A 12,668-nucleotide genomic window follows, 5' to 3' on the forward strand; every position below is an offset into this window, starting at 1 on the left:
CCCCTGTTCACTGTCGCTGCGCCCCCCTCCAGCTTCCTCACCCCGCCCCTTCCGGTGCAGTAGCGGGGACAGGATTTGAACCTGCGACCTCTGGGTTATGAGCCCAGCGAGCTACCGAGCTGCTCCACCCCGCGTCGGTGAACCCCACCCTACGGCACTGCCGGACCGCCGCCGACCAGTCACGGCCTGGCGGCGTCGCGTTCCACCGGTCCCCAGCCGTTGGTGGCGCTGATCCAGGTGAGGTGGGAGAGGTGGGAATCGCGGGTGGGTGCCGGGGGCGGAGTCGGGACGCAGGGTGAGCGCGGCGTTGGTCGGCGAGGACGACGACGACGTTCGGAGGCCTGCCGACCGGGCCGTCCGCCGGCTCCGGGACCGGAGCCGAGGCCGCCGCCCGCTCCGCTCCGCTCCGGCGACGCTGGCGGTGACGGCGACGGCGACGGTGTTCAGTCCGAGCACGGCGGTCGAACCTGCCAGGAAGGTACGGCGGCTGGACATGGGTGGCTGCTCCTCGCCGGCGGATGCGGGCGTTCAGCCGATCATGGGTCGGGGATCCGTATCCGGGCCACGCGCGGGGGATGAAGAACGTGTGACGGCGCTCGGCCGCCACAGCCACGTGCGGCCGTGCCCCGGCGGGCGTGGCGCGCCCCCGCGCGTCGGCGGCCGCACACGCAGCGGATCGGCACCACCGCGGCGGAGCCCCCGTACGACGGCGGTGCCGACGTACAAGGGGTCCGCGCGGGCCGGTGCTGCGGCGGACGCCTACGCGGCGGGCAGCCCGGGGAGGTCGAGGGCCGGGACGGGGCGCGGCCTGCCTTCCGCGTCGATCGCGACGAAGGTGAGGGTCGCCGTGGCCACTTCGGACGTGGGGCCCGACGCGTTCCAGCGTTCGGCCCGGACGTTCACGGCCACCGTCATCGACGTCCGTCCGGCCCGCTCCAGCTCGGCATCGACGCTGAGCAGGTCACCGGCGCGCACCGGGGCCAGGAAGGACATCCGGTCCACGGCCACGGTGACGGCGGGGCCGTCGGCATGGCGTCCGGCCGCGGCCGCGGCGGCGTCGTCGATGAGCTTCATCACCACGCCGCCGTGGATGGTGCCGTACAGGTTGGTGTCGTGCTCGCTCATGATGTGCGCAAGCGTCACCCGGGAGGCTCCCGGATCCTTGGCGGCGCACCCCACGGCGGTGGCGGTCTGGTCGGCCACGTCAACTCTCCTTCGCGAGTCGCGGCAGAAAGGTCTCAAAGAACGTCTCTTCGGGACCCCGTATGCCTTCGGCATACGGGCAGCGGGCAGGTCTTCGGACTCGCGGGCACGCCTGCCGGTCTCCCGGCGGGCACCTACTGGCCGTCGCTTCCCGGGACCGTCCTGCGGTCCCAGTGCGTATGACGGCGGTCGTTCCCGCTCACCGCTGCGGGGCAGTCCCGGATTTCCACCGGGTTCCCTCTTACGACGCGTCCCGCCACGGGGAGGGCGGGGGCGAACCAGCTGCGCTCACACCCTACCGGGGCCGCCCCCGGCCCCGAACGACACCGCGGACCCGGCCCGAGGGCACGGCCGTCGGCGCAGCTTGCGCTTTCCGTTGCGTCAACTTCTACGGTTGTTCGTGTGGCCGGAACGACCGGCCCGGCGATGAAAGGGCACGTTCATGGCTCGGTCGATCGCAGAGGTCGCCCGGATGTCCGGGGTCTCCTCCCGGACACTGCGGCACTACGACGAGATCGGTCTGCTGGCTCCCGCCTTCATGGGCGGCAACGGGCACCGCTACTACGAGCAGCCCGAGCTGCTGCGACTGCAGCAGATCCTGCTGATGCGGGAACTCGGGCTGGGGCTGCGAGAGATCGCAGCGGTGCTGGAGGCCCAGGTCGACCAAGTGGCCGCACTGCGTGCACACCAGAGCAGGCTGCTGGCCGAGAGGGACCGTCTCGACGTACTCGCCCGCACGGTCGGCCGCACCATCGCCGAACTCGAGGAAGACAAGGACACCTCGGACATGGGAAAGATCAGCAAGCCGGAGAACCTCTTCACCGGCTTCGACACCGTCCGCTACGAAGCACCCGCCCGCGCACAGTGGTCCAGCGAGGCGGAGCAGTCGGAGCGGTTCGCCGCCACGCTCACCGAAGCCGACCGGGAACGACTCCAGCGCGAGGCGACCGCGGCCATGGTGCGCATGGCGGAGTTCATGCGGGCCGGCACACCGGTCAACGATCCGATGGTGCAGGCCGAGGTCGACGCCCACTACCAGGGCATCTGCCGCATGTGGACTCCGAACGCGGCTGCCTTCAAGGCCCTCGGACAGAACTATGTCGACGACGCACAGTGGCGCACGGGCTATGACCGGATCGCCGAAGGTCTGGCCACGTACCAGCGTGACGCGATGGTCGCCTACGCCGACGCACAGCTGAACTGACCGGGCACCGGTCAGCTGCCGGCGGTGGCCCGCGCCCAGCTCACCGCGTAGTACAGCAGCCGGTCGTCCTCGCCGACCGGGAGCATTCCGGCTGAGGCCATGACGTGTTGTGAAGCCGTGTTCTCCCGGTCGGTGTCGCCCAGCACGGAGACCGCGCCGTGGGCCCGTGCGTGCTCCAGTAGGGCCCGCAGCGCCTCGGCGGCGTAACCCTGGCCCCGCGCGGCCTGCACCAGCCCGTATCCAACGGTCACCCGGCCCTCCCCGTCGGCCGGGCCGTGGAATCCCGCGCCGCCGATCAGCAGCCCGTCGCTGCGGCGCTGGATCTCGAAGGCCCCGTACGGTGCCGGGTCGCCCGTGGCGGCCAGTACGCGCAGGTACCGTTCGGCTCCGGCCCGGTCTCCGGCGCCCGGGTACCCCTCGGCCCGGCGGTCACCCGGACCCGGTCGTCCGGCGGCGAGCCGGCGGGCCCGGTCCGCGTCCAGTGGGAGGAGTACGAGGCGTCGGGTCGGCAACGGTTCCATTCCGCAGGAGATACCAGCCCGGCCCCACGCCGCACACCCGGATTTCCGCTGCCAGGCCCTGGCCGTCTTCGCCGGTGTCTGCGCCGTGCTCGGGGCGGTGCGCGACATCCGCGGTAAAGGGTGACGTGTTCTGTCAGTTTTGGCAGGAACGATGGACGACATGAGCAACGAGGAGATCACCACTCAGGGCAATCGGAACGCCGCGCAGGCCGGTCCGGCGGGTCCGCTCGCGGGGCGGGTCGCGCTCGTCGCGGGTGCCACCCGCGGGGCGGGACGGGCTCAGGCCGTGGAGCTGGGCCGGGCCGGTGCGACCGTGTACGTCACCGGTCGTACCACCCGGGCCCGGGCCAGCGAGGTCGGCCGGACCAGCGAGACCATCGAGGAGACCGCCGAACTCGTCACCGCGGCGGGCGGCACCGGCATCGCGGTTCCCACCGACCATCTCGACGAAGTCCAGGTACGCGCCCTCGCCGGGCGGATCGACCGGGAGCACGGGCGGCTCGACGTCCTCGTCAACGACCTGTGGGGCGGCGAGCACCTCCTGGCCACCTCGGTGTTCGGGAAGAAGAGCTGGGAGACACCGCTCGCCGACGGCCTGCGGATCCTGGAGCTCGGCGCCCGCTCGCACGTGATCACGGCGGTGCTGCTGCTTCCGCTGCTGATCCGCTCCGACGCGCCGCTGCACGTCGAGGTCACCGACGGCACCGCGCATTTCAACCGCCGCTACCGGGAGAACATCTACTACGACCTCGCGAAGAACGCCCCGATCCGCCTCGCGTTCGGGCTGGGCCAGGAGCTGGCGGAGTACGGGGGCACGGCGGTCGCGGTCACGCCGGGCTTCCTGCGCTCGGAGCAGATGCTCACCCACTTCGGTGTGAGCGAGGAGAACTGGCGTGACGCGATCGCCCAGGAGCCGACGTTCGCGATCGCGGAGTCCCCGCGCTACCTGGCCCGTACGGTCGCGGCGCTGGCCGCCGACCCGGACCGCGCGAAGCGGTGGAACGGCAAGTCCACCTCCAGCGCGGAACTCGCCAGGGCGTACGGGGTGACGGACGTGGACGGCAGCCGGCCGGACGCCTGGGCGTACTTCGAGGACGTCGTCTACGGCGGTGAGGAAGGCTCGCCCGAGGACTACCGCTGACCCTCGGCCCCGCCGGGTCCCGCCTCCCGGGGGCCGTCCCGGTAGAGGGCGGCCAGGGCCTCGGCATGCTCACGGAAGCGGGCGCGCAGGCCGGCCGGGGCCAGCACTTCGGCGTCCGCGCCGAGCCGGGCCAGCTGGTCGAAGGCGACGTCCTCGGACTCCGCCGGCAGGTCGAGGGTGACCAGGCCGGCGGGGTCCGGGGCGCTCGCGGAGGCGAGCGCGTCCGCGACGGCGGCCCCGTCCACGGCGGCGGGCAACCGCCGCAGCCCCCGGCCGGTCAGCCGGACCGTGACGGTGGTGCGCAGCAGGGTACGGGCGAAGGCGGCCGAGCGCGCCTCCCAGTGGGCGGCCAGCTCGAAGGCCGGGTCGCGCACGAACGGCTCCTGCACTCCGGGGGCGGGGCGAAGGGCGGTGATCCGGTCGACGCGGTAGGTACGCCAGCCGCCGTCATGATCGTCCCGTCCGCCGGGGATGCGGGCCACGGCGTACCAGGTGCCGGCCTTCAGCACGAGCCCGTACGGCTCCACCACCCGCGTCACGGCAGAGGGCGGTGCGCCGTCCCGGCCCGGCCGGACGTACGACAGCTCGACGGTACGGTCCGCCCACACCGCGCGGGCCAGATCGGGCAGCAGCTGCGGGGTGGCTGGTTCGCGGAACCAGGCCGGGGCGTCGAGGTGGAACCGGCGCACCGAGGACTCGGCGGCCTCGCGCACCGACGGGAGCAGGGTCGCCGTCAGCTTCAGCCGGGCGGATTCCGCCGCGTCCGACAGCCCCAGATCCTGCAACGCCGAGGGCAGACCGGACAGGAAGAGCGTCTCCGCCTCACTCGGATGGAGCGTGGTGAGCCGGGTCCGGTATCCCGCGGCGAGGAAGTACCCGCCCACTCGGCCCCGCTCCGACCGGACGGGGACACCGGCCTCCTGCAACGCCTGGGCGTCGCGGATCACGGTCCGCTCGGAGACCTCCAGCTCACGGGCGAGAGCGGCCGCGGTCAGGCCGGGGTTCGACTGGATCAGGAGAGCCATACGGATCAGGCGGGCGGCACGCATCCTCCAAGGATCACCGACCCGCCGAACGAACGGCACCTCCCGCCGCCGCTGGTCCACCCGGAACGGCGCGAGGACCGAACACGGCCGTCGTGATCCTGTTTGCCCAGGCGGGCCCTCCCTGACGGATGGTCTGCACGCCAAGCACGGGGTTCATGGGTTCGACCGGCTGTTCAACGGCTACGGCCACGCGAAGGAGGTAGCCGGCCTCCCAGGCTCCCTCCATCGCGGAGACGGCTCCCATGGTGTGCAGCCCCCGTCGATGCGGTCGACCGGTAGGGGCCGTGGCCGATCAGCATGGCGGAGGGCTTCCGGGTCCGGGCGTACTCCTCGGACTGCCGGTGGAGACGCCGGCCGGCAAGTTGGCCGGCGGGGAGAGGGTGCCGGCGTCGGGGCTGGCGGTGAGGTCGTCAGGGCTTGGTGTCGTGGCGGGTGGTTGCGAGGTGGGTGACCAGGGCGAGGATGACCAGTGTCCAGCCGAGTGTGACCGGGCCGAGGCCTAGGTCCAGGCCGCCGCGGGCGGGGGAGACGGCCATCCAGTCGGCGAAGGAGGCACCCAGCGGGCGGGTGAGGACGTACGCCGACCAGAAGGCGGCCACCGCGCCCCGGCCGAGCCGGGCGTGGGCGAGGGCCGGGAGGGCGATCAGCGCCGTGAAGACGAAGCCCGAGGCGAGGTAGCCGAGCCCGAAGTCGGTGGCGGTCAGGTCACCGGCGGCGGTGCCGAGCGCGAAGGTGGCGAGGACCGTCGCCCAGTAGAACGCCTCGCGGCGCCGGGTGTTGATGCTGTGGACCGAGAGCGTGCGCTCGGTCGCGTACCAGGCCCCGAAGATCACCGCGAGGGCGACCACGAAGACGGGTGTCGCCTCGGTGTACGGGACGCCGAGGCCGACGTGCAGCACGTCGGCGGCCATCGTGCCGAAGACGCTGACCATGACGACGGTCGTCCAGTAGACCCAGGCCACGTACCTGTCGAGCCGGAACTGCACGGCCAGGGATATCAGCAGGCCCAGGGCGCCGAGGGCGACCGCGATCATCGGGTCCATCACGTGGGCGAGGAAGTCCGAGGCCGTCTCGCCCATGCCCGTGGTCAGCACCTTGATGACCCAGAACACTGCGGTGACCTGCGGGACCTTGTTCATCGTCTGCCGGCGGGGCTTGGACGGTCCGTGCCGGCGGAGTTGAGCTGTCGTCATGAGCGGCACGATGGCACAACGCCGCTGCGTCTACAAGTTTGTAGACACGGCTCCGGTGGGCGGCTAGGGTGACGCACCCGCAACCCGGTTTTCCCGCGCCCGTTCCGGTCGGCTCGGCTCGGCTCGGCTCGGCCGGCTTGGGCAGGGGCCGGCCGTCGCCGTGAACTCGATGGAACCCGGATGGCGGGGGCCGCGTCCCACCCCCGGCAGGGGCTGCGGTGCGAGCGGCGCGGGGAGGTCGTGGGATGCGGGTACGGACGGGAGCGGTCGTGGCGGTGCTGCTGCTGATGGCCGGTTGCGGCCCGGGCGCCACGGCCACCGCCCCGCAGCGGACGGCATCGGCCCCGGCATCGGCCGGCGTCGACTGTGGGACGGCCGCGGCGGTGGACGGCACCGAGGTGACCGTCACGGCCCAGGACAACGGCCATCGGGTCTGCCTGGCGAGGCGGGGTGCGGTGCGGGTGTCGCTGCCGGGGGCGCCCGGCGCCGCGGTGACCGTGTCGGGGACGGCGCTGGCCGAGGCCTCGGACCGTGTCTTCCGGGGCGTGTCGGCCGGTACGGCGGTGCTGGCGTCCTCCGTGCCGGCGTGCGCGTCGCCCGCTCCGCCCGGCGGGGTGCGTTGCCTCGCGGTGGTGGCCTGGCAGGTGACCGTGGTGGTGCGGTGACCGCCTCATGGGCGGACGGGCCCGGACCGATGCCTGCGGTCCGGGCCCGTCCTTCGTGTGCGGGTCAGTTGGTGCTGACCGCGGTGTCGTCGATCACGAACGACGTCTGCAGGCTGGAGTCCTCGGTGCCGCTGAACTTGATGGTCACCGTCTGTCCCGCGAAGGAGGACAGGTCGAAGGACTTCTGCGCGTAGCCGGTGTTCTTGTTGAGGTTGGAGTACGAGGCCAGGGTGGTGGAGTTGACCTGGACCGTCAGCTTGTCGTAGGCGGTCGCGGTGGTCGTCTCCGCCGTGTCGATGTGCAGGTAGAAGCCGAGGGTGGTGTGGCAGCCGGCCGGGATCGTCACCGACTGGGAGAGCGAGTCGGAGTGCGTGGAGCCGTAGCCGTCGAGCCAGGCCTTCCAGGAGCCGGAGTGGGCGGCCTCGCCGCTGCCGTTGTCGACGACGCCGCTGCTGGCGGTCCAGGGGTAGGCGCTGCCGGTTTCGAAGCCCGGGTTGCCGAGGAGCTGCGTGGCGCCGCAGCTGCTGCCGGCCGGGGTGACGGTCCAGGTGAAGGAGGTGCTGCCGGTGGCGTTGGTGGTGTCCTTGGCGGAGACCGTGACGTTGTAGCTGCCGGTGGTGGTCGGCGTACCGCTGATCAGGCCGGTCGAGGCGTTGACCGACAGGCCCGGCGGGAGTCCGGTGGCGCTGTAGGCGAGGGTCTGGCCACTGGCCGAGTCGGTGGCCTGGATCTGCAGGGAGGCGGCCGTGCCGACGGTGGTGCTCCGGGTGCCGGGGTTGGTCACCGTGACGGTGTTCCCGCCGGTGCTGCCGCCGGTGAAGGCCGCGGTCCCGTTGGGGGTGCCCAGGCCGGTCGGGCCGTCGTAGCCGGACTTGGCGGTGCAGAGGTAGCTGCTGCCGCAGGAGCCGTTGGCGCCGCTGGTCACGTCGTTGAGGGACGCGGTGTGGGCGTACGGGTACGACGACGGGTAGCTGCCCGCGGCCGGGGTTCCGGCGAGGGCGTAGACGGCCGCGATGATCGGCGCGGAGGCGCTGGTGCCTCCGTAGACGTTCCAGCCGCTCGCCTGGTAGCTGTCGTAGACGGCGAGGCCGGTGGCCGGGTCGGCGACGGCCGAGACGTCGGAAACGGTGCGCTTGGCGCAGCCGCTGTCGGTCTGCCAGGACGGCTTGGTGGTGTACGAGGAGCAGCCGGAGCCCGCGCCGTCGCCGCCGCCGCTGGTGCCCCAGACGGATTCGGACCAGCCGCGTGACGTGCCGCCGGCGCGGGACAGCGACGTACCGCCCACGGAGGTGACGTACTGGGAGGCGGCCGGGTACTCGACCCCGTAGCCGCTGTCACCGGAGCTGACGGTGATGGCGACGCCGGGGTGGTTGAAGTAGGAGGCGTCGGAGCCCGGGTCGGTGGAGTCCTCGCCGCCGCCGTAGCTGTTGGAGACGTACTTCGCCCCCATGGTCACGGCGCGGTTGACGGCGGCGCCGAGGTCTTCCATGGACGGCTGGTTCGCCTCGACGAGCAGGATGTGGCACTGGGGGCAGACGGCGCTGACCATGTCCACGTCGAGGGAGATCTCGCCCGCCCAGCCGGAGTCGGCGGTCGGGTAGGTGGTGCCGCCGTTCTGGTCGACCTTCTTGAAGCAGCCGTTGGCCGTGGTGCAGGGCGGCAGGCCGTACTGGGAGCGGTAGGTGGCCAGGTCGGATTCGGCGTTCGGGTCGTCGTAGGCGTCGATGATGGCGACCGTCGCTCCGGCGCCCGCCGAGGCGGACAGCGCGTACGCGCTCTGCAGGTCGGTCGGGCCGTAGCCCGAGGGCAGGATGTCCGGCGCCAGGCTGAGCTGCTGCTTGAGGTCGGTGCGGGCCAGTGCGTGGCAGGCCATGAAACCGGCCTTGGCGGGCTCCGAGCAGAGCCGCTGGGTGTGCACGGTGGATGCGGCGGGCGTCGCGGATGCGGATGCGGGCGCGGTCGACGCCGTGGACGGCGAGGCGACCGCGAGTAAGCCGCCGGACATCAGGGCCGCGACCGCCATCAGGCTTCTGACGCGACCGATGGATTTCGACTGCAATGAACTGCCCTCCATGGGGGGTTTGATCACCGCGGCGTGGGATGAGATGTCCTGGTCCGACAGGTCTGGCAAGTCCATGACATGTCTGATCACGAGGAACGCCGCGGCTGACAAGTGGCACAGGTTCATTGATCTGACGGACTGCCACCACGTCCAGTGGTGACCACCGCAGAACCTAGTGACGGCGGGCCCAAGGGAATACCCGTCGAGGGCAAAGGATTGCTTTCGGTCAGTCATCTCCGGGTATACCGTGTGGTGCCATGGAGTTGGACGACAGCGCGGTCAACGACCTTGTGGATCTGGGCCTTTCGCGCTACGAGGCGCGGGTCTACCTCACGTTGGTCAGGCGCGAGTCGTACACCGCTGCGCAGGCGGCGCGCGCCGCGGACGTCCCCCGTCAGCGGGTCTACGACGTACTCGACGCGCTGGTGCGCCGGAACCTCGTCGTCCTGCGTCCCGGACGGGTGGCGAGCTTCTCCGCCGTGGCCCCGGAACTGGCCCTCGCCCGGCTGATGGCCCTGCAACGGGAGTCCCTGGAGCGGATGGACCGGGCCTCCGGTGCGCTCGCCGCCGCGCTGACCCCCCTCTGGACCGCCGGGCAGACGCACACCGACCCGCTCGACTACATCGAAGTGCTGCGCGACCCCAAGGCGATCACCGACCGCTTCGCGAGCATCCAGGAGCAGGCCGCACACGAGCTGCTCACCTTCTGCAAACCCCCCTTCGTCGCCCCCGCAGCCAATACGGAGGGCATCAGGACCGTCCGCAGGCTGCGCCGGGCCGGGGGCACGGCCCGCGCGGTGTACACCCATGACGCCCTCGGCGACGCGGAGGTGCTGGAGAACGTACGGCGGTTCGGCGAGGCGGGGGAGGAGTCCCGGTTCGCGCCGGAGCTCCCGCTGAAGCTGGTGGTCGCCGATGCCTCGCTGGTGCTGTGCGACATGCCCGACCCGATGGCCGGCACCGGTGCCACCACCGCCCTGTTCATCGAACACCCGGCGCTGGCCGCTTGTTTGAGGATGTCCTTCCTGACGGTGTGGGCCCGGGCCGAGAGCGTGGCCGAGCTGAGCCGTCCGGGACACCTCTGAGGCCGTGCGGTTCAGGCGGCGGTGGAACCACCCCTGGGTCCGCGGTGCTTGGCGGGGCGGCAGCGGCGCACGTAGTAGGCGCAGGTCAGCAGCAGTACGAGCGGTCCCCACAGCGTCCCGGGCGTGATGCAGAGCAGGGCCAGGGTCTGCCAGCCGTCACTGCTGTACCCGGCGGCGTCACCCACACCGAACCAGCTCAGCACCACGGGCGCCCAGAAGGCGGTCGCGCCCAGGCCGCCGAGGGCGGCGGGAACGATCGCTGCGAACGGGCTGATCCGCTTTCCGCCGAGAAACGGAAGCCATGGGGGGACGACCTCGCCCCATCCCCGCACCAGACCGAGGGACAGCAACGCCAACCCCTCCGTGATCAGGCTGAGCCCGAAGACGTAGGGGACGGACACCCACAACGACGACGGCATCGACCCGTCCGCCTCCAGCCCCATCTCGAAGCCGAAGGCGAACGGCAACCGCCACAGGCACTGGGGCAGCAGAAGCAAGGGGATTGCATGAGCGACGAGGGAGGCCCACGGTGGGACGGGCCTTTCGGTGCCCTGCGCAGTCGTGGCCGGGTGAGGTACGTCGATCGCTGTCATGCCACCAGCCTCCACGGCCCGTGACGGCGGGTCGTCATCCCCGAGGTGGCACCGGCGTCTGCACGGGGGAGTGGCGGGTCAGCCTCCGGAAGGATGCGCCGGTGCGAGAGAACGCCCGGCCCGGAAGCCGTCGGTTGACAGTGCACGGAACTCGGTGGGGCTGATTCCGTACGCCTCGCGGAAGGAACGACTGAAGACCGCCGGTCCGCTGAAGCCCCAGCGGGCGGCGATGGAGCTCACATGGCGGGCGCTCAGACCGGGGTGGGCGAGGTCGCTGCGGCACTGTTCGAGGCGGCGTCGGCTGATCCGGGCCCGGACGCTCTCGCCCTGGTCGTGGAACAGCTGGTGGAGCGTGCGCACCGAGATGTGGTGGTGCGCGGCGACCGCCGCCGGATTCAGCTGCGGGTCGCCGAGGTTGTGCTCGATGAAGGCGTGGATCCGCTGCACCAGCGCCTGCGTCCGGACTTCGGCGGGAAGCTGGTCCTCGGTGTCCAGGTGCTGGGCCAGGCAAGCCGTCGCGAGGTCGACGGCGACCGCTCCGAGACGGCGCAGCTCCTGCGGACTGCATTCGGCGCCGTGGACTTCGAGCGCGTTCATGAAGGACGCCAGGATCGCGGCCATGCCCCAGTCGCCCGGGATGCGGCGGGCCAGCACCTGGTCCAGGCGCTGGGTGCGCAGCGGCATGACGGTCCGGGGCAGCAGCAGGATCGTCGCCTGCACCTGGCCGGCCCCGGCGGACATCTGGTTGTCGGAGGGGCGCGAGGTGTCCCAGAGCATGAGGTCACCGGCTCCGATGGTGCACTCGTTCCGGTGCTGCGACAGCGACGTGGCTCCCTTGCGCAGGAGGGCCAGCTGGTACTGCTCCGGGTCGCCGCGCCGGATCATCGCGGCCGTGCGCCGAGAACGCAGGGGCGACAGGGAGAACCGCGACGCACGGATCCGTCCCAGGTCCAGCACCGCGGCCTCCCCGTGGAACTCGGCGGGCCGCTCGCTGCTGAGCGCGGTGGGCATCACCTCACGCGAGACGATGTCGGAATACCAGTCGAACCGTTCCCCCGCCGGTACCTCGCCCGTTGACAACACCGACCACATCCAGCGCCCCCTGTTGGATCTCCTCGACGAGACCAGGATGCAGCGGGAACCGCTGCCGACGCACGGGGATTCGGCTGGCGTTTCGCGTGGCGTGACGGGTCGGCCCGGCCCGTGCGGAAGGCCCTTGACCGACGGTGCGGGCATGGACGAGCGCGCGAAATGTCAAGCGATCCTGCACGCCACGTCAACTCCGTCGCGCGGGCCGTTGGCATCTTCTACGAGGGAGTCGCGGCAGCCACAGACCCTCACTCGCATGACGAGCCGGTCTGCCGGAGGCCCGCACCCAGTACCACACGCCTGGAACGTTTCGAATGGAGGACCATGAGCATGACCCGCAGGCTTGCGACGACCGCCGCGGCGGTCGCAATGGCCGTGACCGCACTCATCGGCACCGCCGGAACCTCGTCGGCGGCCGCAGGCCAAAGCTTCCTGTACCGGGGCGAGGCCCTGCACGTCGGGCAGATGATCTATCGGTACTCCCCCCAGGGCTGGCAGATCCAGCTCGTCATGCAGAACGACGGCAACCTGGTCGAGTACCTCCGGTTCGACGACGGCAGCCGCTACGCCTGCTGGGCGACGAACAGCTGGGGCTCCGGGAACAACAACTGGGCTGTCTACCAGACGGACGGCAACTTCGTGGTCTACAACAGCAGCGGCGGCGTGGTCTGGGCCTCCAACACCAAGGGGGGTGGCGGCTCGACCGTCGACATGAACTCCAACGGTGTCCTCTACGTCGGCACGAAGGCCATCAACAAGGGCTGCTGACGGCTTGGGGAAGAGGCCGGCGCGGGGCGCCCGCGCCGCCCCCGGGCGGCGCGGCCCCCCGGGGGCCGCGCGAAAAAAGAGGGGCGGCCGCCCCCCCC

General features: G+C 71.6%; 12 protein-coding genes, 1 tRNA gene and 1 riboswitch. Of the genes, 5 read left to right on the forward strand and 8 right to left on the reverse strand.

What is annotated here, in order from left to right:
- Window positions 1–60: 60 nt before the first annotated feature.
- Window positions 61–134: transfer RNA gene (locus ACFXA3_RS08075), tRNA-Met, on the reverse strand.
- 625 nt (window positions 135–759) lie between these two features.
- Window positions 760–1,203 (reverse strand): acyl-CoA thioesterase, encoded by a 444-nt coding sequence (locus ACFXA3_RS08080; protein WP_385183579.1) that lies wholly within the window; start codon window positions 1,201–1,203, stop codon window positions 760–762.
- A gap of 67 nt (window positions 1,204–1,270) precedes the next feature.
- Window positions 1,271–1,501: riboswitch (cobalamin riboswitch) on the reverse strand.
- A 144-nt stretch (window positions 1,502–1,645) separates the two neighbouring features.
- Here ACFXA3_RS08080 and ACFXA3_RS08085 point away from each other — a divergent pair.
- Window positions 1,646–2,407, forward strand: coding sequence for a MerR family transcriptional regulator (locus ACFXA3_RS08085; RefSeq protein ID WP_385183582.1), 762 nt, complete (start codon window positions 1,646–1,648; stop codon window positions 2,405–2,407).
- Between the two features lie 11 nt (window positions 2,408–2,418).
- Here the strand turns inward: ACFXA3_RS08085 and ACFXA3_RS08090 are convergent, their stop codons facing one another.
- A complete protein-coding gene (locus tag ACFXA3_RS08090) occupies window positions 2,419–2,928 on the reverse strand; it encodes a GNAT family N-acetyltransferase (RefSeq protein ID WP_385183585.1) in 510 nt (169 codons plus the stop codon).
- A 160-nt stretch (window positions 2,929–3,088) separates the two neighbouring features.
- On the opposite strand from ACFXA3_RS08090, the gene ACFXA3_RS08095 reads away from it, so the two are divergent.
- On the forward strand, window positions 3,089–4,069 hold the full coding sequence (locus ACFXA3_RS08095) for an SDR family oxidoreductase (protein ID WP_385183587.1): 981 nt from the start codon (window positions 3,089–3,091) through the stop codon (window positions 4,067–4,069).
- Here the strand turns inward: ACFXA3_RS08095 and ACFXA3_RS08100 are convergent.
- A complete protein-coding gene (locus tag ACFXA3_RS08100; protein WP_385183590.1) occupies window positions 4,060–5,118 on the reverse strand; it encodes a helix-turn-helix transcriptional regulator in 1,059 nt (352 codons plus the stop codon). The two genes, ACFXA3_RS08095 and ACFXA3_RS08100, sit on opposite strands and share 10 nt — an antisense overlap.
- A 407-nt stretch (window positions 5,119–5,525) precedes the next feature.
- The gene (locus tag ACFXA3_RS08105) at window positions 5,526–6,308 is read right to left on the reverse strand and encodes a hypothetical protein (RefSeq protein WP_385183593.1); all 783 of its coding nucleotides are present in this window, start codon (window positions 6,306–6,308) and stop codon (window positions 5,526–5,528) included.
- Window positions 6,309–6,553: 245 nt separating this feature from the next.
- Between ACFXA3_RS08105 and ACFXA3_RS08110 the strand changes: the two genes are divergently transcribed.
- The gene (locus tag ACFXA3_RS08110; RefSeq protein WP_385183595.1) at window positions 6,554–6,973 is read left to right on the forward strand and encodes a hypothetical protein; all 420 of its coding nucleotides are present in this window, start codon (window positions 6,554–6,556) and stop codon (window positions 6,971–6,973) included.
- 64 nt (window positions 6,974–7,037) lie between these two features.
- Here the strand turns inward: ACFXA3_RS08110 and ACFXA3_RS08115 are convergent, their stop codons facing one another.
- A complete protein-coding gene (locus tag ACFXA3_RS08115) occupies window positions 7,038–8,996 on the reverse strand; it encodes a putative Ig domain-containing protein (protein ID WP_385183632.1) in 1,959 nt (652 codons plus the stop codon).
- Window positions 8,997–9,292: 296 nt separating this feature from the next.
- On the opposite strand from ACFXA3_RS08115, the gene ACFXA3_RS08120 reads away from it, so the two are divergent.
- A complete protein-coding gene (locus ACFXA3_RS08120) occupies window positions 9,293–10,120 on the forward strand; it encodes a TrmB family transcriptional regulator (RefSeq protein WP_385183598.1) in 828 nt (275 codons plus the stop codon).
- An 11-nt stretch (window positions 10,121–10,131) separates the two neighbouring features.
- Here the strand turns inward: ACFXA3_RS08120 and ACFXA3_RS08125 are convergent, their stop codons facing one another.
- Window positions 10,132–10,617: a hypothetical protein gene (locus ACFXA3_RS08125; RefSeq protein WP_385183601.1), complete on the reverse strand. Its 486-nt coding sequence runs from the start codon at window positions 10,615–10,617 to the stop codon at window positions 10,132–10,134.
- 174 nt (window positions 10,618–10,791) lie between these two features.
- A complete protein-coding gene (locus tag ACFXA3_RS08130) occupies window positions 10,792–11,805 on the reverse strand; it encodes a helix-turn-helix domain-containing protein (protein ID WP_385183604.1) in 1,014 nt (337 codons plus the stop codon).
- Between the two features lie 327 nt (window positions 11,806–12,132).
- Between ACFXA3_RS08130 and ACFXA3_RS08135 the strand changes: the two genes are divergently transcribed.
- The gene (locus ACFXA3_RS08135; RefSeq protein WP_385183607.1) at window positions 12,133–12,570 is read left to right on the forward strand and encodes a hypothetical protein; all 438 of its coding nucleotides are present in this window, start codon (window positions 12,133–12,135) and stop codon (window positions 12,568–12,570) included.
- The last annotated feature ends 98 nt before the right edge of the window (window positions 12,571–12,668 follow it).

It is taken from the genome of Streptomyces sp. NPDC059456 (assembly GCF_042750055.1).
In the GTDB taxonomy this organism is placed as follows: domain Bacteria; phylum Actinomycetota; class Actinomycetes; order Streptomycetales; family Streptomycetaceae; genus Streptomyces.